20 protein-coding genes are annotated in these 26,160 nt (G+C 70.4%); 14 read left to right on the forward strand and 6 right to left on the reverse strand.

Annotated features, from left to right (window positions below; all coding sequences use genetic code 11):
* Window positions 1-79: 79 nt before the first annotated feature.
* From O3X23_RS09780 to araB, 4 genes are all read right to left on the reverse strand, one after another.
* Entirely contained in the window at window positions 80-1,108 is a 1,029-nt protein-coding gene (locus O3X23_RS09780; protein WP_269270862.1) for an ABC transporter substrate-binding protein, read from the reverse strand.
* 79 nt (window positions 1,109-1,187) lie between these two features.
* Complete coding sequence (araA, locus tag O3X23_RS09785) at window positions 1,188-2,693, reverse strand: L-arabinose isomerase (protein WP_269270863.1); 1,506 nt, start codon at window positions 2,691-2,693, stop codon at window positions 1,188-1,190.
* Window positions 2,693-3,403, reverse strand: coding sequence for an L-ribulose-5-phosphate 4-epimerase (locus O3X23_RS09790; protein ID WP_269270864.1), 711 nt, complete (start codon window positions 3,401-3,403; stop codon window positions 2,693-2,695). The genes araA and O3X23_RS09790 overlap by 1 nt, the downstream gene beginning before the upstream one ends.
* Before the next feature lie 21 nt (window positions 3,404-3,424).
* Complete coding sequence (gene araB / locus O3X23_RS09795; protein ID WP_269270865.1) at window positions 3,425-5,116, reverse strand: ribulokinase; 1,692 nt, start codon at window positions 5,114-5,116, stop codon at window positions 3,425-3,427.
* Between the two features lie 308 nt (window positions 5,117-5,424).
* On the opposite strand from araB, the gene O3X23_RS09800 reads away from it, so the two are divergent.
* The 7 genes from O3X23_RS09800 to mmsB all read left to right on the forward strand — a co-directional run bounded on the left by O3X23_RS09800 (window position 5,425) and on the right by mmsB (window position 14,832).
* Window positions 5,425-6,783 carry a pectate lyase family protein gene (locus O3X23_RS09800; protein WP_269270866.1) on the forward strand — a complete coding sequence of 453 codons (1,359 nt, stop codon included), beginning with the start codon at window positions 5,425-5,427 and terminating at the stop codon, window positions 6,781-6,783.
* 113 nt (window positions 6,784-6,896) lie between these two features.
* Window positions 6,897-7,433, forward strand: a complete 537-nt coding sequence (locus tag O3X23_RS09805; protein WP_269270966.1) for a SigE family RNA polymerase sigma factor — start codon at window positions 6,897-6,899, stop codon at window positions 7,431-7,433.
* Window positions 7,433-8,287 (forward strand): hypothetical protein, encoded by an 855-nt coding sequence (locus O3X23_RS09810; RefSeq protein WP_269270867.1) that lies wholly within the window; start codon window positions 7,433-7,435, stop codon window positions 8,285-8,287. Before O3X23_RS09805 ends, O3X23_RS09810 begins: the two co-directional genes overlap by 1 nt.
* A 113-nt stretch (window positions 8,288-8,400) precedes the next feature.
* Window positions 8,401-10,461, forward strand: a complete 2,061-nt coding sequence (locus O3X23_RS09815) for a pectinesterase family protein (protein WP_269270868.1) — start codon at window positions 8,401-8,403, stop codon at window positions 10,459-10,461.
* A gap of 361 nt (window positions 10,462-10,822) precedes the next feature.
* Window positions 10,823-11,878, forward strand: coding sequence for a multiple monosaccharide ABC transporter substrate-binding protein (gene chvE / locus O3X23_RS09820; protein ID WP_269270967.1), 1,056 nt, complete (start codon window positions 10,823-10,825; stop codon window positions 11,876-11,878).
* Between the two features lie 149 nt (window positions 11,879-12,027).
* A complete protein-coding gene (gene mmsA / locus O3X23_RS09825; protein ID WP_269270869.1) occupies window positions 12,028-13,575 on the forward strand; it encodes a multiple monosaccharide ABC transporter ATP-binding protein in 1,548 nt (515 codons plus the stop codon).
* A gap of 3 nt (window positions 13,576-13,578) precedes the next feature.
* Complete coding sequence (mmsB, locus tag O3X23_RS09830; protein WP_269270870.1) at window positions 13,579-14,832, forward strand: multiple monosaccharide ABC transporter permease; 1,254 nt, start codon at window positions 13,579-13,581, stop codon at window positions 14,830-14,832.
* Between the two features lie 117 nt (window positions 14,833-14,949).
* Here the strand turns inward: mmsB and O3X23_RS09835 are convergent, their stop codons facing one another.
* A complete protein-coding gene (locus tag O3X23_RS09835; protein ID WP_269270871.1) occupies window positions 14,950-15,999 on the reverse strand; it encodes a LacI family DNA-binding transcriptional regulator in 1,050 nt (349 codons plus the stop codon).
* Window positions 16,000-16,077: 78 nt separating this feature from the next.
* Here O3X23_RS09835 and O3X23_RS09840 point away from each other — a divergent pair, with 78 nt between their 5' ends.
* Window positions 16,078-17,349, forward strand: coding sequence for an FAD-binding protein (locus O3X23_RS09840; RefSeq protein ID WP_269270872.1), 1,272 nt, complete (start codon window positions 16,078-16,080; stop codon window positions 17,347-17,349).
* Window positions 17,350-17,406: 57 nt separating this feature from the next.
* Here the strand turns inward: O3X23_RS09840 and O3X23_RS09845 are convergent, their stop codons facing one another.
* Window positions 17,407-18,423, reverse strand: a complete 1,017-nt coding sequence (locus tag O3X23_RS09845; protein ID WP_269270873.1) for a LacI family DNA-binding transcriptional regulator — start codon at window positions 18,421-18,423, stop codon at window positions 17,407-17,409.
* A 288-nt stretch (window positions 18,424-18,711) separates the two neighbouring features.
* On the opposite strand from O3X23_RS09845, the gene O3X23_RS09850 reads away from it, so the two are divergent.
* From O3X23_RS09850 to O3X23_RS09875, 6 genes are all read left to right on the forward strand, one after another.
* A complete protein-coding gene (locus O3X23_RS09850) occupies window positions 18,712-19,173 on the forward strand; it encodes a hypothetical protein (RefSeq protein WP_269270874.1) in 462 nt (153 codons plus the stop codon).
* Window positions 19,174-19,367: 194 nt separating this feature from the next.
* Window positions 19,368-19,643, forward strand: a complete 276-nt coding sequence (locus O3X23_RS09855; protein WP_269270875.1) for a hypothetical protein — start codon at window positions 19,368-19,370, stop codon at window positions 19,641-19,643.
* Window positions 19,644-20,177: 534 nt separating this feature from the next.
* Window positions 20,178-21,473, forward strand: a complete 1,296-nt coding sequence (locus tag O3X23_RS09860; RefSeq protein WP_269270876.1) for an ABC transporter substrate-binding protein — start codon at window positions 20,178-20,180, stop codon at window positions 21,471-21,473.
* A 43-nt stretch (window positions 21,474-21,516) separates the two neighbouring features.
* Window positions 21,517-22,500 carry a carbohydrate ABC transporter permease gene (locus O3X23_RS09865; RefSeq protein ID WP_269270877.1) on the forward strand — a complete coding sequence of 328 codons (984 nt, stop codon included), beginning with the start codon at window positions 21,517-21,519 and terminating at the stop codon, window positions 22,498-22,500.
* Window positions 22,497-23,417, forward strand: coding sequence for a carbohydrate ABC transporter permease (locus O3X23_RS09870; protein WP_269270878.1), 921 nt, complete (start codon window positions 22,497-22,499; stop codon window positions 23,415-23,417). The genes O3X23_RS09865 and O3X23_RS09870 overlap by 4 nt, the downstream gene beginning before the upstream one ends.
* Window positions 23,414-25,957 (forward strand): glycoside hydrolase family 3 C-terminal domain-containing protein, encoded by a 2,544-nt coding sequence (locus O3X23_RS09875; RefSeq protein WP_269270879.1) that lies wholly within the window; start codon window positions 23,414-23,416, stop codon window positions 25,955-25,957. The genes O3X23_RS09870 and O3X23_RS09875 overlap by 4 nt, the downstream gene beginning before the upstream one ends.
* Window positions 25,958-26,160: the final 203 nt, after the last annotated feature.

Here is a 26,160-nt window from a genome sequence, read left to right on the forward strand (position 1 = left end):
TCGGGCCGCTCAGGCTCCGGCCGGGGCCGGGGCGCCCCCTGGGGCGCACCCGTCCCGGATCACCGGAGCTGTACTGGCATCAGTACTGGCGGTTGGGGAGCTCTGCCGCTGCCTTGTCCTTGGTGAAGACGCTCTCCTTGGACTCCACCCGGGCCGGTACCTCGGCCTTGTCCTTGAGCTTGCGCACGAGGTCCATGACCTGCGGGCCGATCAGCGGGTTGCACTCGACCACGACCTCGATCTTGCCGTCGGCCATCGCCTGGAAGGCGTCCTTGACCCCGTCGATCGAGACGATGCGGATGTCCTTGCCCGGCTTGAGGCCCGCTTCCTCGATCGCCTGGATGGCACCCATCGCCATGTCGTCGTTGTGGGCGAAGAGCACGTCGATGTCCTTGTGCGCCTTCAGGAAGGCCGTCATGACCTCCTTGCCCTTGGCGCGGGTGAAGTCACCGGTCTGGTCCGCGACCAGCTTGAACTTGGGGTCCTTGAGGACCAGGTCCTCGAACCCCTTCTTGCGGTCGATGGCGGGGGCGGAGCCGGTGGTGCCCTCGAGTTCCGCGATGTTCACCGTGCCGGTGTTGCTCTTCTCCGCGTCGACCAGCCACTGGCCCGCGGAGGTCCCCTCCTTGACGAAGTCCGAGCCGATGAAGGTCTTGTAGAGGGACTTGTCCTGCGTGTCGATCGCCCGGTCGGTGAGGATCACCGGGATGCCGGCGGTCTTCGCTTCCTTCAGTACGGTGTCCCAGCCCGTCACAACCACCGGCGAGAAGCCGATGACGTCCACCTTCTGCTGGATGAAGGTGCGGATCGCGGCTATCTGGTTCTCCTGCTTCTGCTGCGCGTCGGAGAACTTGAGCTCGAAGCCGGCGGCCTTCGCCGCGTCCTGGATGGACTTGGTGTTGGCGGCGCGCCAGCCGCTCTCGGAGCCGACCTGGGAGAAGCCGAAGACCAGCTTCTTGGCACCGCTCGCGTCCGTGCCGCTGCCCGCGGCGGCCTTCTTGCCCGCCCCTCCGCAGGCGGCGAGCGACACGCACAGCGCCACGGCCAGAAGGGCCGCGGCGGTGCCGCGCGTACGGGGTCTTGCTGGGGTGGAAGCGGTGAGGGACATCGTGCACTCTCCTTTGAGCCGGGAAAAACCCTGCGATGTGTGACCTGGGTGGTACGACTGCGAATTCGGCCGAAGCCGCTCAGAAACCTCGCGCCAGGCGGTGGTACGCCTGGTTCCAGCGGATCTCCTTGGTGAACTGACGCATCGTGGTCTCCGCGTCGATGACCAGGAGTTCCGCTCCGGCCATCTCCGCGAAGTCCTCGAGCTCCTCCGTGCCGACGGCACTGGAGAGCACGGTGTGGTGCGGGCCGCCGGCCGTGAGCCACGCCTCGGTCGAGGTCCGCAGGTCGGGTCGCGGCTTCCACACCGCGTGCGCCACCGGCAGGTTCGGCAGCGGCTCGGCGGCGGCGACCACGTCGATCTCGTTGGCGACCAGCCGGAACCGGTCCCCCATGTCGGCGAGGCCCACGACCACCGCCGGGCCCGGGGTGGCTTCGAAGACCAGCCGGACGGGGTCCTCCCGGCCGCCGATGCCCAGGGGGTGGATCTCGCACGAGGGGACCTCGGCGGCGATCGACGGGCAGACCTCCAGCATGTGCGCGCCGAGGATGACCTCCTGCCCGGCCTCCAGGTGGTAGGTGTAGTCCTCCATGAACGAGGTCCCGCCGGGCAGACCGGCGGACATCGCCTTCAGCGTGCGCAGCAGCGCGGCGGTCTTCCAGTCCCCCTCGCCACCGAAGCCGTAGCCGTCCGCCATCAGGCGCTGCACGGCCAGACCGGGCAGCTGGCGCAGCCCTCCGAGGTCCTCGAAGTTGGTGGTGAACGCCTGGAAACCACCGTCGGTGAGGAACGCGCGCATGCCGAGTTCGATCCGCGCCGCGTACCGCAGCGCGTCGTGCCGCCCGGCCCCGAGGCGCAGTTCGGGCGTGAGCCGGTAGCTCTCCTGGTACTCCTTGGCCAGCTCGGTGACGTCGGCGTCGGCCACCGCGTCCACCACGGCGACCAGGTCGTTGACCCCGTAGGTGTTGACCGAGACGCCGAACCGCAGCTGCGCCTCGACCTTGTCGCCCTCGGTGACCGCGACATCGCGCATGTTGTCGCCGAAACGCGCCACCCGCAGGGTGCGCAGCGCCGCGTGTCCTGCGGCGGCGCGGGCCCAGGCAGCGATGCGCCGGGTCACCGACGGGTCGCTGACGTGTCCGGCGACCGTCTTGCGGGCCACTCCCAGCCGCGACTGGATGTACCCGAACTCGCGGTCGCCGTGGGCCGCCTGGTTCAGGTTCATGAAGTCCATGTCGATGGAGCCCCACGGCAGTGCCCGGTTGGCCTGGGTGTGCAGGTGCAGCATCGGCTTGCGCAGCGCGTCGAGGCCGGAGATCCACATCTTGGCCGGGGAGAACGTGTGCATCCAGGAGATCACGCCGACGCAGTCGTCCGCGGCGTTGGCGTCGAGACAGACCCGCCGGATCGCCTCCGCGTCGGTGAGGACGGGCAGCCACTTCACCCGGACCGCAACGTCCGCACTGTCGTTGAGCGTCTCGGCGATCTGCCGGGACTGCTCGGCGACCTGCTGGAGCGTGTCCGGTCCGTAGAGCCCCTGGCTTCCGGTGAGGAACCAGACTTCACGGCCTTCGAGCGATTTCATCACTGGGCTCCTTCGCGGCCGGCGGGCTGCTGGCCGTACACGTTCTGATAGCGGTCGTAGAGCGAGTCGATGTCCGGCGCGGCGATGCCGACCGGTTCCCCGAGCTGGCGGGAGATGTGGACGGTGCGGGCGACGTCCTCGCACATCACGGCGGCCTTGACGGCGGCCTTGGCGTCCTTGCCGATGGTGAACACGCCGTGGCTCTGCATCAGCACGGCGGGCGAGCGGTGGCCCTTGAGGGTGGCCACGATGCCCTGGCCGATCGAGTCGTCGCCGATCAGCGCGAACGGGCCGACGGGGATCTCCGCGCCGAACTCGTCCGCCATCGCGGTGACGACGCAGGGCACCGCCTCACCGCGGGCCGCCCAGCCGGTGGCGTAGGTGGAGTGGGTGTGCACCACACCGCCCACTTCGGGCATGTGGCGGTAGACGTAGGCGTGGGCGGCGGTGTCCGAGGAGGGGTTGTGGCTGCCTTCGAGGACCTGGCCGTCCAGGTCGCAGAGGATCATGTTCTCGGGCGTCAGGTCGTCGTAGGAGACGCCGCTGGGCTTGATGACCATCAGGTCGTGGCCCGGTACGCGGGCCGAGACGTTGCCGGCCGTCCACACCACGAGCTGGTAGCGGACGAGCTCCTGGTGCAGATCACTGACCTGCTGCCGGATCAGCTGGATCGCGGCGGCGGTCGCGGGGTCGATCGTGGGGTCGGTCATGAGGGCGGCCTTCCGTGCGGGTCAGTTGGCGACAGGGGTGCCGGTCTCGTTGCGCAGTTCGCGCAACCGGTGCAGCACGCCCTTGTGCTCGCCTCCGAGCAGGTCGTGCAGGGCGCGGTACTCGGCGAACAGCCGGTCGTACGCGTCGGCGCGGGCCGTGTCGGGCAGGTACTGGTCCTCGTGCACCCGGCCCATCACCTCGGCCGCGGCCAGGACGCTCCCATAGGCTCCGGCCGCCACCGCGGCGTGGATGGCCGAGCCCAGCGCCGGTGCCTGCTCGGAGGCCGCGACGCTCAGCGGGCGGCGCAGTACGTCCGCGTAGATCTGCATCAGCAGCGGGTTCTTGGTGAGGCCGCCGGCCGCGGTGAAGCGGGTGACCGGGACTCCGGCGTTCTCGAAGGCCTCGACGATGACCCGGGTGCCGAAGGCGGTCGACTCCAGCAGCGCCCGGTAGATCTCGGGCGGCCGGGTGGACAGCGTGGCACCGACCAGCACTCCGGAGAGCCGGTGGTCGACCAGGACCGAGCGGTTGCCGTTCCACCAGTCGAGCGCCACCAGGCCGTGTCCGCCGACCGGTTGGTCCGCGGCCAGCCGGGACAGCAGCTCGTGCACGCTGATGTCCTCGGCGGCGGCCTGCGCGTGGTAGACGGGCGGTACGCCGTGCTCGACGAACCAGCCGAAGATGTCGCCGACGCCGCTCTGGCCGGCTTCGTAGCCCCACAGCCCGTCGACCACTCCCCCGTCCACCACTCCGCACATGCCGGGGACCTCGGCGACCTTCTCGCCGTTGAGGATGTGGCAGGTGGAGGTGCCCATCACGGCGAGCAGTTCGCCGGCTCCGGCCGAGCGGGCCGCCGGGGCGGTGACGTGCGCGTCCACGTTGCCGACCGCGACGGCGATGCCCTCCGGGAGCCCCGTCCAGGCGGCGGCCGCGGCCGTCAGGCCGCCGGCCCGGCCGCCCAGCGGGGAGAGCGGGTGTTCCAGCCTGGTCTGCGCGAAGTCCGCGAAGCCGGGGTTGAGGGTGGCAAGGTACCCGGTCGCCGGGTAGCCGCCGTTCTGGTGGATCCCCTTGTAGCCGGCCGTACAGGTGTTACGGGTCTCGACCCCGGTGAGCTGCCAGACGATCCAGTCCGCCGCCTCGATCCAGCGGTCGGTGCGCCGGTAGGTGTCCGGGTCCTCCTCCAGCACCTGCAGGGCCTTGGCGTACTGCCACTCGGAGGAGATCAGACCGCCGTAGCGGGCGATCCAGTCCTCACCGCGCTCATGGGCCAGTGCGTTGATCCGGTCGGCCTGGCTCTGGGCCGCGTGGTGCTTCCACAGTTTGGGCCAGGCGTGCGGCCGGGAGGCGAGCTCCGGGAGGAGACAGAGCGGGGTGCCGTCGGCGCGGGCGGGAAGGCAGGTGGAGGCGGTGAAGTCGGTGCCGATGCCGATCACCGCCGCGGGGTCGATCCCGGCGGCGGCGACGGCCTCGGGGACGGCCCGGCGGATCACGTCCAGCCAGTCCCCGGGATGCTGCAGGGCCCAGTCCGGGGGCAGCGGGGCGCCGGTGCCGGGCAACCGGTCGTCGATCACCGCGTGTGTGTAGGCGTGAACGGCGCTGCCCATCTCGGCGCCGTCCGAGACGCGGACGACGACGGCGCGGCCGGAGAGCGTGCCGTAGTCGATGCCCAGGACGTAGCTGGGCCGAGAGGGATTGTTAGCGTTAACACTCATGGATCGCGCTTTCCGTTCAAGGTGATGAAGTCGTGGGGTGCAACGGGTGGGGCTGGTCTCCGACGCGCAGCCGACCACCCCGGAATGTTGCACCGAGGTTACCGACCCCCAGAGTGTGAGCGTTAACAAAGGGTGGCGTCAATGCTCCGCGCTGGTCACAAATCGACAACGTAGGCGGTTCCGCGACGGCTCCGGGTCGGCCATCGGGCGCCCGCGCCGAAGAAATCTCCTGATCGGCGGCAACCTTCCCGGCGGCCGCGGCAACTGAAGAACCGAACCCTCACTTCGCACCGAAGGAACGACATCACGTGTCTGCCCCCTCGCACCGCCGCTCGCCGTCCCGACGCCTGATGGCACTCATCGGCGTCGCCTCCCTGGCGGCCGCCGGCCTCGCCGTCGTGCCCCTGACCATGGGCGCCGGCGCCGCCGCCGTCGACCTCGCGCACGCGGCCCTGCCCGCCAACGACGGCTGGGCCGCAAGCGGCTCGGGCACCACCGGCGGCCAGGCCGCCGACACCGCCCACACCTTCACCGTCTCCACCAGGGCCCAGCTGGCCAAGGCCCTCAAGGCCGGCCCCACCGGCGCGCCGCGGATCATCCAGGTCAAGGGCGTCATCGACGCCAACACCGACGACTCGGGCAAGGCCCTCGGCTGCGCGGACTACGCCGCCGGCACCGGCTACTCGCTCAGCGCCTACCTCAAGGCCTACGACCCGGCGACCTGGGGCCGCGGCAAGCTGCCCACCGGGACGCAGGAGAAGGCGCGGGACGCCGCGCAGGACCGGCAGGCCGCACGCGTGGTCCTGACCGTTCCCTCCCGCACCACGATCGTCGGCGTGCCCGGCTCGGGCGCGGCGATCGTCGGCGGCAGCCTCCAGGTGAAGAACGCGGACAACGTCATCATCCGCAACCTCAGCCTCACCGACACCCGTGACTGTTTCCCCCAGTGGGACCCGACCGACGGCTCGACCGGGAACTGGAACTCCCAGTACGACGCGGTCACGGTCCGCGGCTCCACGCACGTGTGGGCCGACCACAACACCTTCGGCGACGGCCCGCACTACGACCGGGCGAACCCGTCCTACTTCGGGCGCGAGTACCAGGTCCACGACGGCGCCCTGGACATCACCAACGCCTCCGACCTGGTCACCGTCGAGTACAACCGGTTCGCCAACCATGACAAGACCATGCTCATCGGGAGCAGCGACAAGGACACCAAGCTGCGGGTGACGCTCCACCACAACGTCTTCCAGGGCATCGTCCAGCGCGCCCCGCTCGCCAGGGTCGGCCAGATACACCTGTACGACAACTACTACGACACGGCGACGCTCAACAACTACACCCACAGCTACAGCATCAACTCCCGGGCCAAGGCCCAGATCGTCGCCCAGAACAACTACTGGGCCCTGTCCGGCGGCCGGAAGGCCTCGCAACTGCTCAGCGGGGACGGCACCGGCTCGGTGGCGGGCAGCGGCAACCTGGTCAACGGCACCGTGACCGACCTCGTCGCGGCGTACAACGGCGAGCACTCCTCCAAGAAGATCAAGACGTCCGTGAACTGGACACCCAAGCTGACGGCGGGCCTGGAGCCCGCCGCCGGGCTGCCCGCCGCACTCGCCAAGAAGGCCGGCGCGGGCATCCTGACCTCATCGGGAGGCACCTCCTGACACCGGAACGGCTGCCCGGAACCACCCTCGGACCGGTTGCGGGCAGGGGGGTTGCTAAGCTGCCGCCTCCACATATGTGAACGCTCACATTTCCTGGAGAGGTCGCCTTGGACATGCTTCTCGAGGACGCATCCGCCGAGTTCCCCTCCGAGTTCCACGACTTCTTCGAGCGCCACTACGCCGAGCTCGGCCGCCTCGCCCATCTCCTGACGGGCGAGGCGGACGCGGCGGACGACCTCGCCGCGGACGCGCTGACCGCGATCTGGCACCGCTGGGACCGCGTGCGACGAGCCGACCACCCCCTCGCCTACGCCCGGGGCGTGGTGACGAACATGGCCCGCAACCGCATCCGCGGCGCGGTCCGTGAGCGCCGCCGCGTCGCGCTGTTCTGGACCCGGCACAGCGACCGGACGGACGACCCGGATGTCGCGGCCGTCGTGGACGTCCGCGTCGCGCTCGACCGGCTCCCCTTCCGCAAACGCGCGTGCGTCGTGCTGCGGCACGCCTTCGACCTCTCGGAGAAGGACACCGCGCTCGCCCTCGGAATATCGGTCGGTACGGTGAAGAGCCAGACGTCCAAAGCTCTCGCGGAACTCGAACGCACACTCAACGGACGGGCCACCGAAGAACTGGCGGGGAGGAGGAACTGATGGACGAAGTACGCAGTCAGCTGCGGCGGGCCGCCGCCGCCCATCAACCGGACCGGGCGCGCATGCTCGCCCGCGTCCAGCGCGGCATGTTCTCCTCCGCCGCCACCGACACCACTGCCCTCGATCCCGTCGGCTCCCGCACCGCCCGGCACCGCAACCGGATCGCCCTGTCCTGGCCGAAGGTCGCGCTCACCACACTCGCGACCGCCGCGACCCTGGCCGTGGGCGGCTTCGCCGTGGGTGCCGTGGTCCGGAGTCACGAACCGCGGCAGGGATCCGCCGTCGGCGGCCCCGAGACACCCCGGTCCCCCTCCCCCGCCGCCTCCTCGCCCCGCGCCGCCGGGCCCCGGCAGCCGGGCCCCAGCACGCCGCCGCCCACCGGGACCGGCCGACCCTCGGCACCGTCCACCGGCCCCGGATCCGGCCACCCGTCCGCAGCGCCGCCGAGCGGTCCGCGCACCGAGGACGGACCCCTGTGGGCGGACGGATCCGTCGACCCCCACAGCAACAGCTTCTGGGCCCAGAGCAACGTCACCCTCAAGACGCGCACGACCCTGACCGCGCTCAGCGTGGAACTCCGCATCGCCCAGACCGGCGGTGTCCACAACGCCGGTGCCTGGCGGACGCTGCCCGCCGACGACTTCGCCCTCTCCGTGCGGGCGGACGGCGACGTGCTCGTCTACCGCTGGACGCTGAAGGCGGGCAGAACCGTCCCCGCGGGACAGCACGTCTTCGCCGGCCAGTACGACCACACCGCGGGCGGCCGGGACGCCAGGGCCGACAGCTATCGGGTGAACGCCGTCACGGCGGACGGGAAACCCGCGGTCTGGGGTCACTTCGCCCGCAGTTCCTGAGCGACCGGGGCGGGCGGGGGACGGCGGGTCCGTGGGAGGCGCGGCAACCTATTCGCCCGCGGTGGTGACTGGTGGGTGCGACAACCAGTCACCACCCCCAGGCAGATGAGGTCATGGAAACCACTCAGCACAAGGCACGCCACCGCAGGCGCCGGCTCGGCCTGATGATCGGCCTCCCCGTCGCGCTGACCACCGCGGTCGGCGTGACGTACGGCGCGGCCTTCGGGGCGTTCGGCGCGGACGCACAGCAGAAAGCGGCCACCACCACCCCGGCATGGGCCCGCGCCACCGCGGACGGCTTCGCATCGGTCGACGCCCTGGGACAGAACGGCACGTACGGCGGCCGCGGCGGCGCGATCGTCACGGTGCGGACCCTCGCCGACCTGGAGAGGTACGCGACCTCGACGGAGCCGTACGTCATCGTCGTGGCGGGGACGATCGCCATGACGCCCAAGGGCAGGGAGATCAAGGTCGCCTCCCACAAGACGATCGTGGGCTCGGGAACCGCGGGCCAGATAGTCGGTGGAGGGTTCTTCCTCGGCCAGGGCGTGCACAACGTGATCATCAGAAGCCTCACGATCCGTGACGCGTACACCGGCACGTGGAACGACAAGGCGCACGACTGGGACGCCATCCAGATGGACGGTGCCCACCATGTGTGGATCGATCACAACGATCTGCGCAACATGGCCGACGGACTGATCGACAGCCGCAAGGACACCACGTATCTGACGGTGTCCTGGAACCGGTTGACGCACGACAACAAGGCCTTCGGTATCGGCTGGACCGACCACGCCACCGCCGACATCACGATCCACCACAACTGGTTCCACGAGACCCAGCAGCGCAATCCCTCCGTCGACAACGTCGCGCACGCGCACCTCTACAACAACTTCCTGCAGGACGACCCGGGCACGTCCATCACCGCGGCCTACGGCAACTACGCGCGCGGCAGGACGCGGATGGTGCTGGAGAACAGCTACTTCGAAGGCCTCGCCAACCCGGTCACCAAGGACCGCACGGCCGCCCTCGTGCAGCGCGGCAACCTCTTCGCGCACACCACCGGCCGCAACGAGAGCGGCGGGACGGCCTTCGACCCCAAGGCGTACTACCGCTACACCCTCGACCCGGCCGCCACCGTCCCCACGCGGGTGAAATCCGGCGCCGGCCCCCGCTCCACCATCGGCACCGCGCCGGCCACGCCTCCCCCGTCCCCGGCCACGACCGCCTTCACCGTCGCCAAGGACGGATCGGGCCGCTACCGCACGGTGCAGGCGGCCGTCGACGCCGCTCCGGCGAACAGCACCTCGCGCGTCGTCATCCTCATCAAACCCGGCACCTACCGGGAGACGGTCAAGGTCCCGGCGAACAAGCCGCACCTCACCCTCAAGGGCACCGGAAGCAGCCGCAAGGACACCGTCATCGTCCAGAACCACGCCTCCGGCACTCCTGAACCGGGCGGATCGGGCACCTACGGTACGGCCGGCAGCGCCACCGTCGCCGTCGAGGCGGACGACTTCGAGGCCCGCGACCTCACCATTTCCAACGACTTCGACGAGAAGGCGCACCCCGGCGTCAGCGCCCAGGCGGTGGCGCTGCGCACCGCCGCCGACCGGGTCCTGCTCGACTCCGTGAGCATCACGGGCGACCAGGACACCCTGTTGCTGGACGCCGCAGGCAGGAAGCCGGGCCGGGTCTACGTCACGGGATCCGACATCGTGGGCAATGTCGACTTCGTCTTCGGTGGGGCCACCGCCGTGATCGACCAATCGTCGCTCACTCTCAAGAAGCGGTGGGACGGCAGTTCGGGAGGCTGCGTCACGGCGCCCAGCACCGCCGCCGGCCGCAAAGGCTTCCTGATCACCCGCAGCACGGTCGACGGCGCTGTCACGCCCGGGGGCTTCTCCCTGGGCAGGCCCTGGCACGCGGGCGGCGACGCGTCCCTCGACCCGCAGACCACCGTGAGCCTCTCGACGCTCGGCCAGGCCGTCAGTACCTCCCCGTGGGCCGACATGGGCGGCTTCTCCTGGAGGAACGACCGCTTCGCGGAGTACCGGAACACCGGCCCCGGCGCTCGCCCCGCCGGCCGCAACCGCCCGCAGCTGACCGATGCACGGGCCGCCGGCCAGGAGGCCGACGACTGGCTGGGCGACTGGACGCCCGCCGCGTCCTGAAGCGGATCCGCGGGGGCGCCGTCCGCGTGGCGGTCGCCCCCGCGACGTCCTGCGATGCGAAACGGTGACCATCGGGCCCTTGACGCCCATTCTGTTAGCGTTAACACTCTTGTAACGCCAGGCCAGCGACATGGTCGGGCCGGGCACCGGCGGGCTTGCCAACAGCCACCGGGCCCCTGTCGGCCGAGCCCGATCCGTGCGCGACCCCTGCGCCTCATCGCACCCCGCCGGCCACGGGACTCGACCGATTCGAGGACACCGGGGTCGCGCGGAGACCGTATGCGGGTCTCGCCGGCCGCGGCAGATCACTGGAGGAAGTGTGCGGAAGATTTCGACGGGCGTCGCCCTGGTTGCGCTAACAATGGTGTTGGCCGCCTGCGGGCAGGCCGCCAACGGCGTTGGCCCCCATGCGAAACACCCTGATGACAAGGGCGGTCTGGTGGGCATCGCGATGCCCACCAAGTCCTCGGAGCGCTGGATCAACGACGGCGCCAACATGGTCAAGCAGTTCCAGGCCAAGGGGTACAAGACCGATCTCCAGTACGGCGACAACGTCGTGGAGAACCAGGTGTCCCAGATCGAGAACATGATCACCAAGGGCGCCCGGCTGCTGGTCATCGCCGCCGTCGACGGCTCGTCGCTCACCGATGTGCTGGAGAAGGCAGCCGACGCGGACATCCCGGTGATCTCCTACGACCGGCTCATCCTCGGTACCAAGAACGTCGACTACTACGCCACGTTCGACAACTACAAGGTCGGCGTCCTCCAGGGCACCTACATCGCCGACAAGCTCGGCCTCAAGGACGGCAAGGGCCCGTTCAACGTCGAGCTGTTCGGCGGCTCGCCGGACGACAACAACTCGCCGTACTTCTTCCAGGGCGCGATGAGCGTGCTCAAGCCGTACATCGCCGACAAGAAGCTCGTCGTCCGCAGCGGCCAGTCCAACTTCAACCAGGTCGCCACCCTGCGCTGGGACGGCGGACTCGCGCAGTCCCGGATGGACAACCTGCTCAGCAAGTCCTACACGACCGCCCGGGTCGACGCGGTGCTCTCCCCCTACGACGGCATCTCGATCGGCATCCTGTCGTCGCTCAAGGGCGTCGGCTACGGCGGTGCGGGCAAGGAACTGCCCATCGTCACCGGCCAGGACGCCGAACTGGCGTCGGTGAAGTCCATCCTCGCCGGCGAGCAGACCCAGACCGTCTCCAAGGACACCCGCGCCCTCGCCAAGGTGGCCGTGCAGATGGGCGACGCGCTGCTCAGTGGCGGCAAGCCCCAGGTCAACGACACCAAGCAGTACAACAACGGCAAGAAGGTCGTTCCGGCCTTCCTGCTGCAGCCGATCAGTGTCGACAAGGACAACTACCGCAAGGTGCTGGTCGACACCGGGCAGCTCTCCGCCGGTCAGCTCAAGTAGCCCACCGCGGGGCGCTGTTACCCGGCCTGTCCCGACCTGTCCCCGACCTGAGCGGCGGCCCATCGCCGGGCCCCGCAACCCCCTGGTGGGGGCGGCCCTCCACGACCAGGCCGACCGCCCCCACCACCCGACCCGAACGGATGCACATCATGGCCGGACCCGTCCTGGAGATGCGTTCGATCAGCAAGTCCTTCCCCGGCGTCAAAGCGCTGTCCGACGTCAACCTGAGTGTGGCGCCCGGCGAAGTCCACGCCGTCTGCGGCGAGAACGGCGCCGGCAAGTCCACCCTGATGAAGGTGCTCAGCGGGGTCTACCCGCACGGCACGTACGAGGGCGACATCCTCTTCGAGGGCGCGCCGTGCGCGTTCAAGGACATCCGGGCGAGCGAGCAGCACGGCATCGTGATCATCCACCAGGAGCTCGCCCTGGTGCCCTACCTCTCCATCGCCGAGAACATCTTCCTCGGCAACGAGCACGCCTCGCGCGGCATCATCAGCTGGCACCGCACCCTCACCCACGCGCAGAAGCTGCTCCAGCGGGTGGGCCTGCACGAGAACCCGCAGACCCGCGTCGCGGACATCGGGGTGGGCAAACAGCAGTTGGTGGAGATCGCCAAGGCGCTCGCCAAGGAGGTCAAACTCCTGATCCTGGACGAGCCGACGGCCGCGCTGAACGACGAGGACAGCCGCAAACTGCTCGACCTCATCCTCGAACTCAAGGCGCAGGGGATCTCCTGCATCATGATCTCGCACAAGCTCAACGAGATCGCCCGCGTCGCCGACTCCGTCACCATCCTCCGGGACGGCCGGACCATCGAGACCGTCGCCGTGGGCGCCGAGGGCATCTCCGAGGACCGCATCATCCGGGGCATGGTCGGCCGCGACCTCGACCACCGCTACCCCGAGCGCACGCCCGACATCGGCGATGTCGCCTTCGCCATCGAGGACTGGACGGTCCTCCATCCGATCGACCACCAGCGCAAGGTCGTCGACGACGTCTCGGTCCATGTGCGGAGCGGCGAGATCGTCGGCGTCGCCGGCCTGATGGGCGCCGGCCGCACCGAGCTCGCGATGAGCGTCTTCGGCCGCTCCTACGGCCGGTACACCGGCGGCCGGGTGCTGCTGAACGGTACGGAGATCAGGACCCGTACGGTTCCGGAGGCGATCGGGCACGGCCTCGCGTACGTCACCGAGGACCGCAAGCAGCTCGGGCTCAACCTGACCGAGGACATCAGCCGCAACATCTCGCTGAGCGCACTCGGGAAGGTCTCCCGGCGCGGCTGGGTCAACGAGCACGAGGAGACGCGGGTCGCGGAGAAGTTCCGCGCCTCGATGAACATCAAGGCGCCGTCCGTCTTCGCGGAGACCGGCAAGCTCAGCGGCGGCAACCAGCAGAAGGTCGTCCTCAGCAAGTGGATCTTCTCTGAGCCCGACGTGCTGATCCTCGACGAACCCACCCGCGGCATCGACGTCGGCGCCAAGGCCGAGATCTACTCGGTGATCGCCGATCTGGCCGCCCAGGGCAAGGCGGTACTGGTCATCTCCTCGGAACTGCCCGAGCTGCTCGGCCTGTGCGACCGCATCTACACCATGGCCGAGGGCCGGCTCACCGGCGAGGTGGACCGCACCGACGCCACCCAGGAATCACTCATGCGCCTCATGACCGTGAGCGCGGCAACCCAGAACGAGCAGGTGTGACGCATGGCCCAGACACAGACCTCCGGCATCGAGGCGAGCACACCCACCGACGGTAAGCCGAGCGGCCCCAGGGGCGCCGGCGGCGGGGTGGGACAGCAGCTGGTCCAGGCCCTGCGCGGCAACATCCGCCAGTACGGCATGCTGGTCGCGCTGGCGCTGATCATCGTGCTCTTCCAGATCTGGACCGACGGCACGCTCCTCAAGCCGCTCAACGTCACCAACCTGATCCAGCAGAACAGCTATATCCTGATCCTGGCCATCGGCATGATGATCGTCATCATCGCGGGCCACATCGACCTGTCGGTCGGCTCGCTCGCCGCCTTCGTCGGCGCGGCGGCCGCGGTGATGATGGTCAAACACGACGTGCCCTGGCCGGTGGCGCTCGTCGCCGCACTGCTGATCGGCGCGGTCGCCGGTGCCTGGCAGGGGTTCTGGATCGCCTACGTCGGCATCCCGTCCTTCATCGTCACGCTGGCCGGCATGCTGCTGTTCCGCGGCGGCACCCAGATCCTGCTCCAGGGCCAGTCGGTGGCCCCGTTCCCGCGCGGCTTCCAGAAGATCAGCAGCGGCTTCATGCCGGAGGTCGGCCCGTACACCGATTACCACAACCTGACCCTGCTGCTCGGCATCGGAGTCCTCGCGATCGCGGTGCTCCAGGAGTTCCGCGGCCGCCGCCAGGCCGCGAGCTTCGGGCTCGAACTGCTGCCGCTGGGCTTCTTCCTCGCCAAACTGGCGGCCATCGCCGCCGCGGTGACCGTGTTCACCCTGCTGCTCGCCAGCTACCACGGCTTCCCGATCGTGCTGCTCATCCTGGGCGCCCTGCTGGTCGGCTTCGGCTACCTGATGCGCAACTCGATCCTCGGCCGCCACACCTACGCGATCGGCGGGAACGAACCGGCCGCCCGGCTGTCCGGCGTGAAGAGCAAGCGCGTCGTCTTCCTCGCCTTCGTGAACATGGGCGTCCTGGCCGCGCTGGCCGGCATGGTCTTCGCGGCCCGGCTCAACGCCGGTACGCCGCAGGCCGGTATCAACTTCGAACTGGAGGCGATCGCGGCGGCCTTCATCGGCGGCGCCTCGGCCTCCGGCGGCGTCGGCACCGTCCTCGGCGCGATCATCGGTGGCCTGGTGCTCGGGGTGCTCAACAACGGCATGTCGCTGGTGGGCATCGGCACCGACTACCAGCAGGTCATCAAGGGCCTGGTGCTGCTGGCGGCCGTCGGCTTCGACGTCTACAACAAGCGCAAGGTCGGCTCCTGACCCGCCCCGCACCCAGCGATACGCCGCCGGCCCCCGAGCTCTGTTCCCGGGGGCCGGCGGCGTATCGGGGCTGTCCGGTGGCCGGCGGCGTGTCCGGGCTGTCCGGTGGCCGGCGGGTCAGACCACCGGGGTCGTCGTGCTGCCCCGCACGATGAGCTGGGGTTCGATCACGTGGTGCGGGACGACGGTCCGGTCGCCGCCCTCGATCCGGTCCAGGAGCAGCCGGATACTGGCCCGGCCGACGGCGGCGAAATCCTGCCGCACGGTGGTCAGCGGAGGCGCGAAGAACTCCGCCTCGGGGATGTCGTCGAAACCGGCGATCGCCACGTCCACGGGGATGCGCACGCCCGCCTCGCGGAAGGCGCGCATGATGCCCAGTGCCATCTGGTCGTTGGCGGCGAACACCGCCGTCAGATCGGACCCGCCGGCCCCCCGGCGGCCGACGCGGCCGGCGAGCTCCTGCCCGGCGCGGTAGCCGGAGAGCGGGCTCCAGTCCCCGATCAGCGGCGGGGGCACCTCGGCGCCGGCCGCCTTCAGGGCCGCCCGCCACCCCGCCAGACGGGCCGCCGCCTCCAGCCAGTCCTGCGGACCCGCGACGTGCCAGACGGTGCGGTGGCCGCACCCGAGCAGATGGTCGGTGACCAGCCGGGCACCCAGGTTCTGGTCCACCGACACGCTGGGGAGCTCCAGGTCGTGCCCGCCCTCGACGGTCACCACCGGGAAGGGGTGGCGCAGCTCGAAGAGCGCGGCGGCCGCCTCACGCTGCGGGGTGATCACCACAGCGCCCTCCACACCCCACTCACCGAGGTGCTGCAGCGCCTCGGTGAGGCCGAGCCGGCTGAGCGCCCGCCCGCTCACCGTCGAAACCATGTACCCCTCGGCCCGCGCCGACTCCGCCAGTCCCGCGACGGTGCTTGCGGGACCGAACAGCGTGGTGTCCGCCGCGACCACACCCAGCGTGCGGGTGCGCCGGGTGGCCAGGGCCCGCGCGGTGGAGTTGCGGCGGTATCCGAGCTCGTCGATCGCCTTCTGCACCCCCGCCCGTGTCACCTCGCGCACGTTCGGGTGGCCGCTGAGCACCCGGGACACGGTCTGGTGCGAAACCCCTGCCAGTTGGGCGACGTCCGCCATGGTGGGGAGACGGGTGTCTTCGGCAGGCCGTGGCACAGACCCTCCTGGAGCTGACACGATAAGAGCGGATGTAATTGTTAACGATAACAAAGTTGCCGGTCAGGAAGACAAGCGATGACGACAAGCACGCCGACCAACTGGGCCGGCAACGTGACGTTCCGGGCCCGACAGGTCCACACCCCGTCCTCGGTCGAGGAACTGCAGCACCTCGTGGCCTCCGCGGAGAACATCCGCGCGCTCGGGACCGGACACTCCTTCAACCTCGTCGCGGACACCGAGGGCGACCTCGTACGCCTGCACGGCCTGCCGCCCCGGATCGACATCGACCGCCGGGCGTCGACCGTGACCGTCGCCGCCGGACTGCGGTACGCGCAGGTCGCCCAGCGGCTGCACGAGCAGGGTTTCGCCCTGGCGAACATGGCGTCGCTGCCGCAGATCTCCATCGCGGGCGCCGTCGCCACCGGCACCCACGGCTCCGGCGAGGGCCTGCGTGGCCTGGCCTCGGCGGTCGCCGGGCTGCGCCTGGTCGGTGCCGGCGGCCGGCTGACCGAGCTGCGCCGGGAGGATCCGCAGGGCCAGCTGCCCGGTGCCGTGATCGGACTGGGCGCCCTCGGCATCGTCACCGACGTCACCCTGGACATCGAGCCGGCCTACGAGGTCGCGCAATGGGTCTACGACGGTCTCTCCCTCGACCGGCTGTCGGCCGGTTTCGACGAGATCTCCGGCGCCGGCTACAGCGTCAGTGTGTTCACCGACTGGCACGCGGACGCCGCTCAGGTCTGGCTCAAGACGCGGACGGACCAGCCGGGCGCCGGGCATCCCGGCGACTCGTGGCTGGGAGCCCGTCCGGCCGACGGCCCGCGCCACCCGATCCCGACCATGCCCGGCACCTGGTGCACCGTGCAGTCGGGCATCCCCGGGCCCTGGCACGAACGGCTCCCCCACTTCCGTCCCGACTTCACACCGAGCAGCGGCGCGGAACTGCAGTCCGAGCTGCTCCTCCCGCGCGCGGCGGCCCGCGAGGCCTTCGCGGCGCTGCGCGAGCTCGGCGACCGCATACGCCCCTGCCTGCAGATCTCGGAGGTCCGCACCGTCGCGGCGGACGATCTCTGGCTCAGTCCCGCCTACCGGCAGGACTCCGTCGCGCTGCACTTCACCTGGACCGAGGACACGGCGGCGGTCCTGCCGGTCCTCGGCGCCGTCGAGAACCGGCTCGTGCCGCTCGGGGCCCGGCCGCACTGGGGAAAGCTGACCACCATCGCACCGCAGGACGTCATCGGCCGCTACGAACGGGCCCCTGATTTCGAGCGGCTGATGGCCCTGCACGATCCCGCCGGGGTCTTCCGCAACGCCTTCGTGAACGGCCTGTTCCCGCGCCAGGCGTAGCCCGCTCCACCCCTCCCGCCGGGTGCGCCGTGTCGCTTCGGCGGGAGGGCCCCGCACTCAGCGGGACCGGACCGGGCCCGTGCTCCTGCGCAGCACCATTTCCGGGGGCACCAGGATGTGGTGGCGCGAGGGGCCGACGCCGGTCAGCTGCTCCACCAGGAGCTCCAGCGCGCGACGGCCCAGCTCGCCGAAGTCCTGGCGCACGGTGGTCAGGGGCGGGGAGAAGTAGGCGGCCTCGGAGATGTCGTCGAACCCGATGACGCTGATGTCACCGGGGATCGCCCGGCCCGACTCGTGCAGCGCCCGGAGCAGGCCGAGCGCCATGTGGTCGTTGGCGCAGAACACCGCTGTGACCTCGGGGTCCGCCGCGAGACCCAGTCCGGCCTCGTACCCGGAGCGGGCGCTCCAGTCCCCGCTCCGCACGGAGGGCACCGGCGCTCCCGCCTCCTCGAGCGCCCTGCGCCAGCCGTTCTGCCGGGCCGTGGTCTCCAACCAGCCGGGCGGGCCCGCGACATGGTGCACCGTCGGGTGTCCGAGGTCGAGCAGGTGCCGGGTGGCCGCCAGGGCGCCCGACTCGTTGTCGATCGCCACCACCGGCACGTGGGACTCGCTGCCGGAGCCGACCGCGACGACCGGCACCACGGTCGAGAGCTTGCCGATCGCGCTGACCGCCGACGTCTGCGGCGCGATCACCGCGATGCCCTCCACACCCTGGTCGCGAAGCCGGTCCACGGCTTCCTGCACCGATCGGCTGTCCAGCGACCGCAGACTCGCCACGCTGACGAAGTAGCCGGCGCTGCGCGCCGCCTGCTCGATCCCGTCCAGCATCGAGGCGGGCCCGTAGAGCACACTGCCGAAACTCACGACGCCGAGCGTCTGGGAGCGCCGGGTGACCAGGGCCCGCGCCGCCGAGTTGGGCCGGTAGTCCAACTGGCGGATCGCGGCGAGCACCCGGTCCCGGGTCTCCTCGCGCACATGCGAGGCCCCGTTGAGAACCCGCGACACCGTCTGGTGGGACACGCCCGCGACCCGGGCCACGTCCGCCATCACCGGCGGACGCGCTTCGGGATCCATCCGCCCGCTTCCCACGTCTCGGCACCCCTCTTCAGCGATTTCCGGGGGCTGCGCGCCCTGGTGCGACCTTCGCACGGCCACGGACCAAGAGTCTATTTGTTCACGATCACAGAACAAGGAAGGGACGCGGAGGAGGGAGTCCATGCGGTGGGGGCACCCTCCCATCCCGAGGGGGAGTGCCCAAATGCGGGCGGTCCGACCGTGGTTCGGTGGGTGTGCGAGCACGGCGCCGGTGCCATTACCATGATCATCTCGGCGGATCGGCCGAGTTCATTCCTTGGGGGAATCTTGCGTTTCCAGCACACCATCCTGGCCGGCGCCGCGGCGCTCGCCGCCCTGATCGTCCCGCTCGCCGCGACGCCCGCCGCGGCCGCCGTGCCGACCACGTCGGACACCGTGACGGAGAACTCCTTCTCCGGGCACATGGACATCGGATGGAGGATCTCGCCGTACCGGCTGGACCCCATCCACATCACCTTGAAGGACACGGCGGCAGATGGCTACGCCATCGGCACCCGACTGGTCACGTACGGTGAGAACGGCAAGATCGTCTGGAAGATGCGGACCATTCCGACGGGCCAGGACACCGCTGCCTGGACGACGTACGCCGCTCCGGGCGGTTACATCAACTATGCCTACTTCCAGGTTTGCAAGATCAAGGTGAGTACGGGCGTCATCTCGTACTGCCACGACTCGAACGTGATGAACGCACCATTCGACGACTCCTCGATGAGTCGCTTCCAGGGCTGAGCACCACCGCTGCCCTGACCTGCGGAGGGGGCGCCCGCTCGGTCGGGTGCCCCCTCCGCCGTCCGTACGGGCAGCGGGTCACGGTGAAGCTTTGGCCAGCGATCCGACGGCGCCCCGGAGACCGCCCGCCGGGCCCACCCGCAGCGCACGGCCCCCCGCTCGCCGGGATCGGCCGGAAGTGTGACAGTGGAGAGATGAGCTGGGCGTCATGGACAACCACAGGAGTCTTCGCCGGGCGCGGTGGGGTGCGCACCGACGAGGTGGGAATCCTGACGGGCGATCTCTCCGTGCACACCACATGGACCGGTGACGAGGCACGCATCGCCGTTCAGTACAGCGGCTCGTCGGACTGGTTCACCATGACGGGCAGCCCCATCCCCTGCCCGTCCGAGTCGGACAGCCGGAACCTCCACGACGAGGTTGTCGAGGCGGTACGCGCCGGCACCGCCGCCACCGTGCCGCCGCACTGACACCGGGCCGCCATCTCCCGCGCCGAGAGCACCTGCCCTGATCAGCCCCTGCCTCCGGCAGGGGCTGATCATGCTGCCCTGCGGGCCCGGCGTGTCGGGCACCCTGCGGCCTGAGCCCTCCAGCGGCCAGCACCGTGTTCGCGCGCGCGGCGAAACACCGTGAGCGCTTTCGGAGCGCGCTCGCCCGCAGGATTTGAAGGCCCGCACGGTTCGCAAGTCCCAACTCTTGTCCGGGTCCCGTACGGGTCGTGAGGGCGAGAGCAGTCGGGAGAGCGCTCTCTGAGTGGGGCGATGGTTTCCTTCGCGCTTCCGGGGTGTCAAGCGTTGTGACCGGACGGGCGCCACAGCGAAGCTCCGGACTCTTGCTTTGTCATGCTTTCTGGTAGTGCTGCGCTCCGGGCATCGATTTCCTGCTCCGCATCCGCCGCGAACTCTTGACAGCCACGGTCCTTCGGCAGGAATCTACGCCAGCGGGAGAGCGCTCTCCCGGCCGCTTCCACGCCGCTCTCCCTCCCCAGTCATCAAGGACCCACCATGCGCGAGACCCTCACCGGACGCACCACCCGGCTTGCCGCCCTCGGCGCCACGCTCGCGGGCGCGCTGCTCGTCACCGCCTGCGGCGGCGACGCCAAGCCCGCGGCAGACAACGCGGACTCCAAGATCACGCTCACCGTCAACCTCTTCTCCGACTTCGGCTACAAGGACCTCTACGCCCAGTACCACCAGCTGCACCCCAACATCACGATCAAGGAGAACCGCGCCGACATGGGTGCGCACCACCAGAACCTGCACGCGCACCTGATGGCCGGCAGCGGCACCGCCGACATCGAGGCTGTCGAGATCGGGCAGATCGCCGGCTTCCAGGGGCAGTCGGGCAAGTTCGTGAACTTCCTCGACCACGGTGTCGACAAGAACCAGTGGGTGCCGTCCAAGACCAAGCCCGCCAGCAGCAAGGACGGTTCGTCGCTGTACGGCCTCGGCACCGACATGGGCGGCATGGCGCTCTGCTACCGCAGCGACCTCTTCAAGAAGGCGGGCCTGCCCACCGACCGCGACCAGGTCTCAGCGCTGCTCACGGACTGGAACGCCTACTTCGCCGCCGGCAAGCAGTTCCTGGCCAAGAGCCCGGACAAGAAGGCCAAGTGGTTCGACGCGGGCAGCAACGTCTTCTCCGCGATGACCGCGCAGGCGCCGCAGGGCTTCTACGACGAGTCCGGCAAGGTGATCGCCGACTCCAACCCGGCGGTCAAGCAGGCCTTCGACCAGGTCGCCGGTGCCATCAAGGACGGCGAGTCCGCCGGGATCGCGGCGTTCACCCCCGCCTGGGACACCGGCTTCCAGAAGAGCCAGTTCGCCACCGTCACCTGCCCCGCGTGGATGAGCTACGAGTTCAAGGCCAATCCGCCCACCGACGGCGGCACGTGGGACATGGCCAGGATCCCCGGGGGCGGGGGCAACTGGGGCGGCTCCTACCTGACGGTGCCGACCCAGGGCAAGCACCAGGCTGCCGCCGTCGAACTGGCCAAGTGGCTCAGCGCACCCGCCCAGGAGGCGTGGCTGTTCAAGAACAAGGGGTACTTCCCGTCCGACCAGGCGCTGTGGAGCCAGCCGGACATCGCCTCGTTCACCGACCCGCTCTTCAACAACGCCCCCACCGGCAAGATCTTCTCCGAGTCGGCGAAGGCCCTCAACCCGCAGCCGCTGGGCGCGCACGGCGGTGACATCGGCAACGTCTTCGGCAACGGCCTGGTCTCCGTGGAGCAGGGCAAAGCCACCCCGGACAAGGCCTGGAAGAACTCGCTCGCCGAGATCACCAACATCGGCGGCTGAACCGCCCGGCCTCCCGAACCCCGTCCGCAAGGAGTACGCCGCCATGGCCGTGTCGACCGAATCACCACCTACCAGCAGAACGGCCACGGCCCCGGCCGCCCGCGGGCCCTCCCGGTTCGCCTGGCGCCGCCTGGAGCGCACCTCCTCGCCCTACCTCTACATCGCCCCGTTCTTCCTGGTCTTCGCCGTCTTCGGCCTCTTCCCCCTGCTGTACACCGCGTACGTCTCCCTGACCGGATGGCGGGCGGACACCGAAGGCAGCGAGCACACCTTCGTCGGACTGGACAACTACCGGGCACTGCTGCACGACCAGTTCTTCTGGAACGCGCTGAAGAACACCCTGGGCATCGGTGTCCTGTCGACCGTTCCGCAACTGCTGCTCGCGCTCGGCCTGGCCCACCTGCTCAACTACCGGCTGCGCGGCCGCACCTTCATCCGCATGGGAGTGCTGCTGCCGAACGTCACCTCGGTGGCCGCCGTCACCATCATCTTCGTCCAGCTCTTCGGGCGGGACTACGGGCTGGTGAACTGGGTGCTCGGCCTGTTCGGGGTCGGCCACACCGACTGGCAGGCCGGCACCCTGTCCTCCTGGGTCGGCATCTCCTGCATCGTCACCTGGCGCTGGACCGGCTACAACGCCCTGATCTACCTCGCCGCCATGCAGGCCGTGCCGTTCGAGCTCTACGAGGCCGCCGCCATCGACGGGGCGAGCCGGTGGCGGCAGTTCCGCAGCATCACCATCCCGATGCTGCGCCCGACGATCCTGTTCACCGTCATCACCTCCACCATCGGGGCGCTCCAGATGTTCGGCGAACCATTGCTGTTCAGCGCCAGCCAGACACCCATGGCAGGCGGTTCGCAACACCAGTTCCAGACGATGGCGCTCTACACGTACGACCAGTTCTGGGGGAAGTTCAAGTACGGCTACGGGGCCGCGATCTCCTGGGCGATGTTCCTGGTGATCGTCCTCATTGTCGCGCTGAACTTCGTCCTCGCGCGACGCATGAAGGGAGTCGACGCCGCATGAGCGCCCCCGTTCCCCTCACCGGCACCACCCGCCCCACGCATCAGGGCCCCGCCCCCCGGCAGCCGCGCCGGCCGACCCGCCGGCGGGCCCGCAACAGTCAGCTCACCGCCGGGCGGGGCATCTACGCCGTCCTGGCCGTGGTGGTCGCGCTCTCCCTCTTCCCGCTCTACTGGACGGTGGTGGCCGCGTCCCGCGACAACGCCTCGATCACCCGCATGCCACCCGTCCTGCTGCCCGGATCCCGGCTGTGGTCCAACATCGGCCGGGTCTTCAGCCAGTCCGACATGCAACTGGCCCTGCTCAACTCGGTGATCGTCGCCTCATTGGTGACGGTCTCGGTGATCGCCACCTCGACCCTGGCCGGTTTCGCCTTCGCGAAGCTGCGCTTCCGGGGCCGCAACGGCCTGCTCGGTGCCGTCGTGGCGACGATGATGGTGCCCACCCAGCTCGGCATCATCCCGCTCTACATCATGATGGCGAACTGGCTGCACTGGACCGACCATCTGCAGGCCCTGATTGTCCCGTCCATAGCCAATGCCTTCGGCGTCTTCTTCATGCGCCAGTACCTCGTCACCGCCGTCCCCGACGAACTGCTCGACGCCGGACGCATGGACGGCTGCACCACCCGCGGACTGGCCTGGCACGTCGTGGTGCCGGCCGCCCGCCCCGCGATGGCGGTGCTGGGAATGCTGACGTTCATGGCCACCTGGAACGACTTCTACTGGCCCAAGGTCGTCATGACGCAGCAGAACCCCACCGTCCAGCTGTCGCTGTCGGAACTGGCCAGCGGCTACTTCCGGGACAACTCACTCGTACTCGCCGGCACGCTGGTCTCCAGCCTGCCGATCATCGTGGTCTTCCTTCTGATGGGCCGCCAGATCCTCGACGGAATCATGCAGGGAGCGATGAAGGGATGACCGTGACCGCTCAGGACCCCACAGAACCGTCCGTCCCCACCGCCCCCCTACCCCAGGGCGCCGCACTACCGTCCGCCGAGGAGCTGGACCGGCTGATCGCCAAGCTCGACCTGCCCGCGAAGGTGCGGCTGCTCTCCGGCTCCGCGGTCTTCCGCACTCCGGCGGAGCCCGCCGTCGGGCTGCGGGCCATGACGTTCTCCGACGGCCCGGTCGGGGTGCGGGGCGAGCGCTGGGACGAACGCGACGCCGCTCTCACCCTGCCCTCCCCCACGGCGCTCGCCGCCTGCTGGGACGAGCAACTGGTCGAGGAGCTGGGCGGGCTGCTGGCGGGCGAGGCGCGCCGCAAACGGATCGACGTCCTGCTCGCGCCCACCCTCAACCTGCACCGCTCCCCGGTCGGCGGCCGGCACTTCGAGTGTTTCTCCGAGGACCCGCTGCTCACCGGCCGCACCGGCGCCGCATATGTACGCGGGGTGCAGGGCGGCGGGGTGGCGGCCACCGCCAAGCACTACGTGGCCAACGACTCCGAGACCGAACGCCTCACCCTGGACGCGCACATCGACGAGCGCACCCTGCGGGAGGTGTACCTGGCGCCCTTCGAGGCCGCCGTCCGGGCCGGTGCCTGGGTGGTGATGTCGGCGTACAACGCCGTCAACGGTACGGCGATGTCGGAGAGCCCGCTGCTCGACGAGCCGCTGAAGGGCGAGTGGGGCTTCGACGGCCTGGTGGTGTCGGACTGGGGCGCGGTGCGCTCCACCGCCGCCTCGGCCCGCGCGGCGCAGGACCTGTCGATGCCGGGGCCGAACGCCCTGTGGGGCGCGGCGCTGGTGCGGGCGGTCGAGGACGGCACCGTCCCCGAGGCGGCGATCGACGCCAAGATCCGCCGCATCCTGCGGCTCGCCGCCCGCGTCGGCGCGCTGGCCGGCCAACCGCCCCGCCCCGTGCCGCCGCCCGCGCCCTCCCCCGAGGCCGCCCGGACCCTGCTGCGCCGGGCCGTCGCCGCCGGGGCGGTGCTGCTCCGCAACGAGGACGCGCTGCTGCCGCTGGAGCGCGCGCGGCTGCGATCGGTCGCGGTCATCGGGCCGAACGCCGCCGCGGCCCGGATCCAGGGCGGGGGCAGCGCCGGTGTCTTCCCCGTCGCCGCGCTCTCCCCCATGGAGGGCATCCGCGGCGCGCTGGAGGGCATCGCCGAGGTCCGGCACTGCGCGGGCGTCTTCCTCACCGCCCGCCCGACGCCGCTGTCGGCCCGCAACGCCTACAACCCGCGCACCGGTGAGCCCGGAGTCCTGGTGCGCTACCTCAATGACGCGGACGTCGAGGTCCACGTCGAGCAGCGGCTCAGCGGCCGGATCCTGGAACCCACCGACGCCGGCGCCGACATCAGCGCGGCGACGACCGTCGAGGTCAGCGCCGTGCTGCGGCCGGACCGGTCCGGCGCGTGGCAGTTCGCGGTGGTGGGACTCGGCCAGGTGAGCCTGCGGGTCGACGGCCGGACGCTGATCGACGAGTACGTGACACCCGAGTCCCGGGACCCCACCTACCTCCACGTCGCGCCGTCCTTCCGGCAGGTCCCCTGCCAGGTCGAAGCCGGCCAGGACGTACGACTGGTCGCACGGCGCCGGATGGAGGCCGATTCCGGGTACCCGGTGGCGCTGGCCGCCGACCCGCCGCGGCGCGACGAGGACGCGGAGCTGGCCGCGGCCGTGGAGCTCGCGCGCTCCGCGGACCTGGCGATCGTGGTGGTCGGTACCACCGACGAGTTCGAGAGCGAGGGATTCGACCGCCCGGGGCTGGCCCTGCCGGGGCGTCAGGACGAGCTGGTGGCCGCCGTCGCCGCGGCCAATCCGCGGACCGTGGTGATCGTGAACTCCGGCGGACCGGTCGAGCTGCCGTGGCGGGAGGCGGTGCCGGCCATCCTCCTCGGCTGGTTCCCCGGCCAGGAGGCGGGCGACGGGCTGGCCGACGTGCTCTTCGGCGCCGCTGAGCCGGGCGGCCGGCTCCCCACCACCTGGGCGGCCCGCACCGAGGACGTCCCGGTGCTCGACACCGTGCCCGTCGACGGCGTCCTGCGGTACGCGGAAGGCCCCCGCATCGGCTACCAGGCCTGGCTGCACGCGACGAACGAGCCGGCCTTCTGGTTCGGGCACGGCCTCGGCTACACCCGGTGGAGCTACGAGGGCCTCTCGGCCCCCGCGGAGCTCGCGGCGGGGGCCGCCCTGACGGTCCACGTCCGGCTGCGCAACACCGGCGCGCGGGCGGGCCGCGAAGTGGTACAGGTCTACCTCTCCCGCCCGCCGGACGCCTCGTCTCGCGGCCCGGAGCGCCGGCTCGCGGGGTACGCCGCCGTCCGCGCCGAACCGGGCGAGACGGTGACAGCGGCCGTCCGCGTCGATCCGCGCGCCTTCCAGTACTGGTCGCCCGAGCATGCCGGCTGGCGCACCGAACCCGGCGACGTCGCCCTGTTCGCCGGATCCTCGTCGGCCGAACTGCCGCTGCGCGCCGGGCTCACGGTGACGGCGGAGCCAGAACCCCCGTCCTGAGACCGGTCCTCAATCCGCCGCCTGCCCGGCGCCGCCACTTTGAGGACCGGCCCGGGCCGGCACGTTCGTCCGCCCCCGCGCGGACCTTCAGCGGGTGTGCCCTCCGGTCCTGACCCCGGGGGGCACACCAGGCGCCGCACCACGGACCCGGCATCCGTGACTCCGCACGCGGCTCCCCGGACGATCGGTTTACGTGTCGCCTT

This window comes from Streptomyces sp. H39-S7, assembly GCF_027158205.1.
GTDB lineage: Bacteria > Actinomycetota > Actinomycetes > Streptomycetales > Streptomycetaceae > Actinacidiphila.

Coding starts and splice junctions, on each gene's coding strand:
- O3X23_RS09780 (WP_269270862.1), bottom strand. CDS start 1,108: ATGTCCCTCACCGCTTCCACCCCAGCAAGACCCCGTACGCGCGGCACC.
- araA (WP_269270863.1), bottom strand. CDS start 2,693: ATGAAATCGCTCGAAGGCCGTGAAGTCTGGTTCCTCACCGGAAGCCAG.
- O3X23_RS09790 (WP_269270864.1), bottom strand. CDS start 3,403: ATGACCGACCCCACGATCGACCCCGCGACCGCCGCCGCGATCCAGCTG.
- araB (WP_269270865.1), bottom strand. CDS start 5,116: ATGAGTGTTAACGCTAACAATCCCTCTCGGCCCAGCTACGTCCTGGGC.
- O3X23_RS09805 (WP_269270966.1), top strand. CDS start 6,897: ATGCTTCTCGAGGACGCATCCGCCGAGTTCCCCTCCGAGTTCCACGAC.
- O3X23_RS09810 (WP_269270867.1), top strand. CDS start 7,433: ATGGACGAAGTACGCAGTCAGCTGCGGCGGGCCGCCGCCGCCCATCAA.
- O3X23_RS09815 (WP_269270868.1), top strand. CDS start 8,401: ATGGAAACCACTCAGCACAAGGCACGCCACCGCAGGCGCCGGCTCGGC.
- chvE (WP_269270967.1), top strand. CDS start 10,823: ATGGTGTTGGCCGCCTGCGGGCAGGCCGCCAACGGCGTTGGCCCCCAT.
- mmsA (WP_269270869.1), top strand. CDS start 12,028: ATGGCCGGACCCGTCCTGGAGATGCGTTCGATCAGCAAGTCCTTCCCC.
- mmsB (WP_269270870.1), top strand. CDS start 13,579: ATGGCCCAGACACAGACCTCCGGCATCGAGGCGAGCACACCCACCGAC.
- O3X23_RS09840 (WP_269270872.1), top strand. CDS start 16,078: ATGACGACAAGCACGCCGACCAACTGGGCCGGCAACGTGACGTTCCGG.
- O3X23_RS09845 (WP_269270873.1), bottom strand. CDS start 18,423: ATGGATCCCGAAGCGCGTCCGCCGGTGATGGCGGACGTGGCCCGGGTC.
- O3X23_RS09855 (WP_269270875.1), top strand. CDS start 19,368: ATGAGCTGGGCGTCATGGACAACCACAGGAGTCTTCGCCGGGCGCGGT.
- O3X23_RS09860 (WP_269270876.1), top strand. CDS start 20,178: ATGCGCGAGACCCTCACCGGACGCACCACCCGGCTTGCCGCCCTCGGC.
- O3X23_RS09865 (WP_269270877.1), top strand. CDS start 21,517: ATGGCCGTGTCGACCGAATCACCACCTACCAGCAGAACGGCCACGGCC.
- O3X23_RS09870 (WP_269270878.1), top strand. CDS start 22,497: ATGAGCGCCCCCGTTCCCCTCACCGGCACCACCCGCCCCACGCATCAG.
- O3X23_RS09875 (WP_269270879.1), top strand. CDS start 23,414: ATGACCGTGACCGCTCAGGACCCCACAGAACCGTCCGTCCCCACCGCC.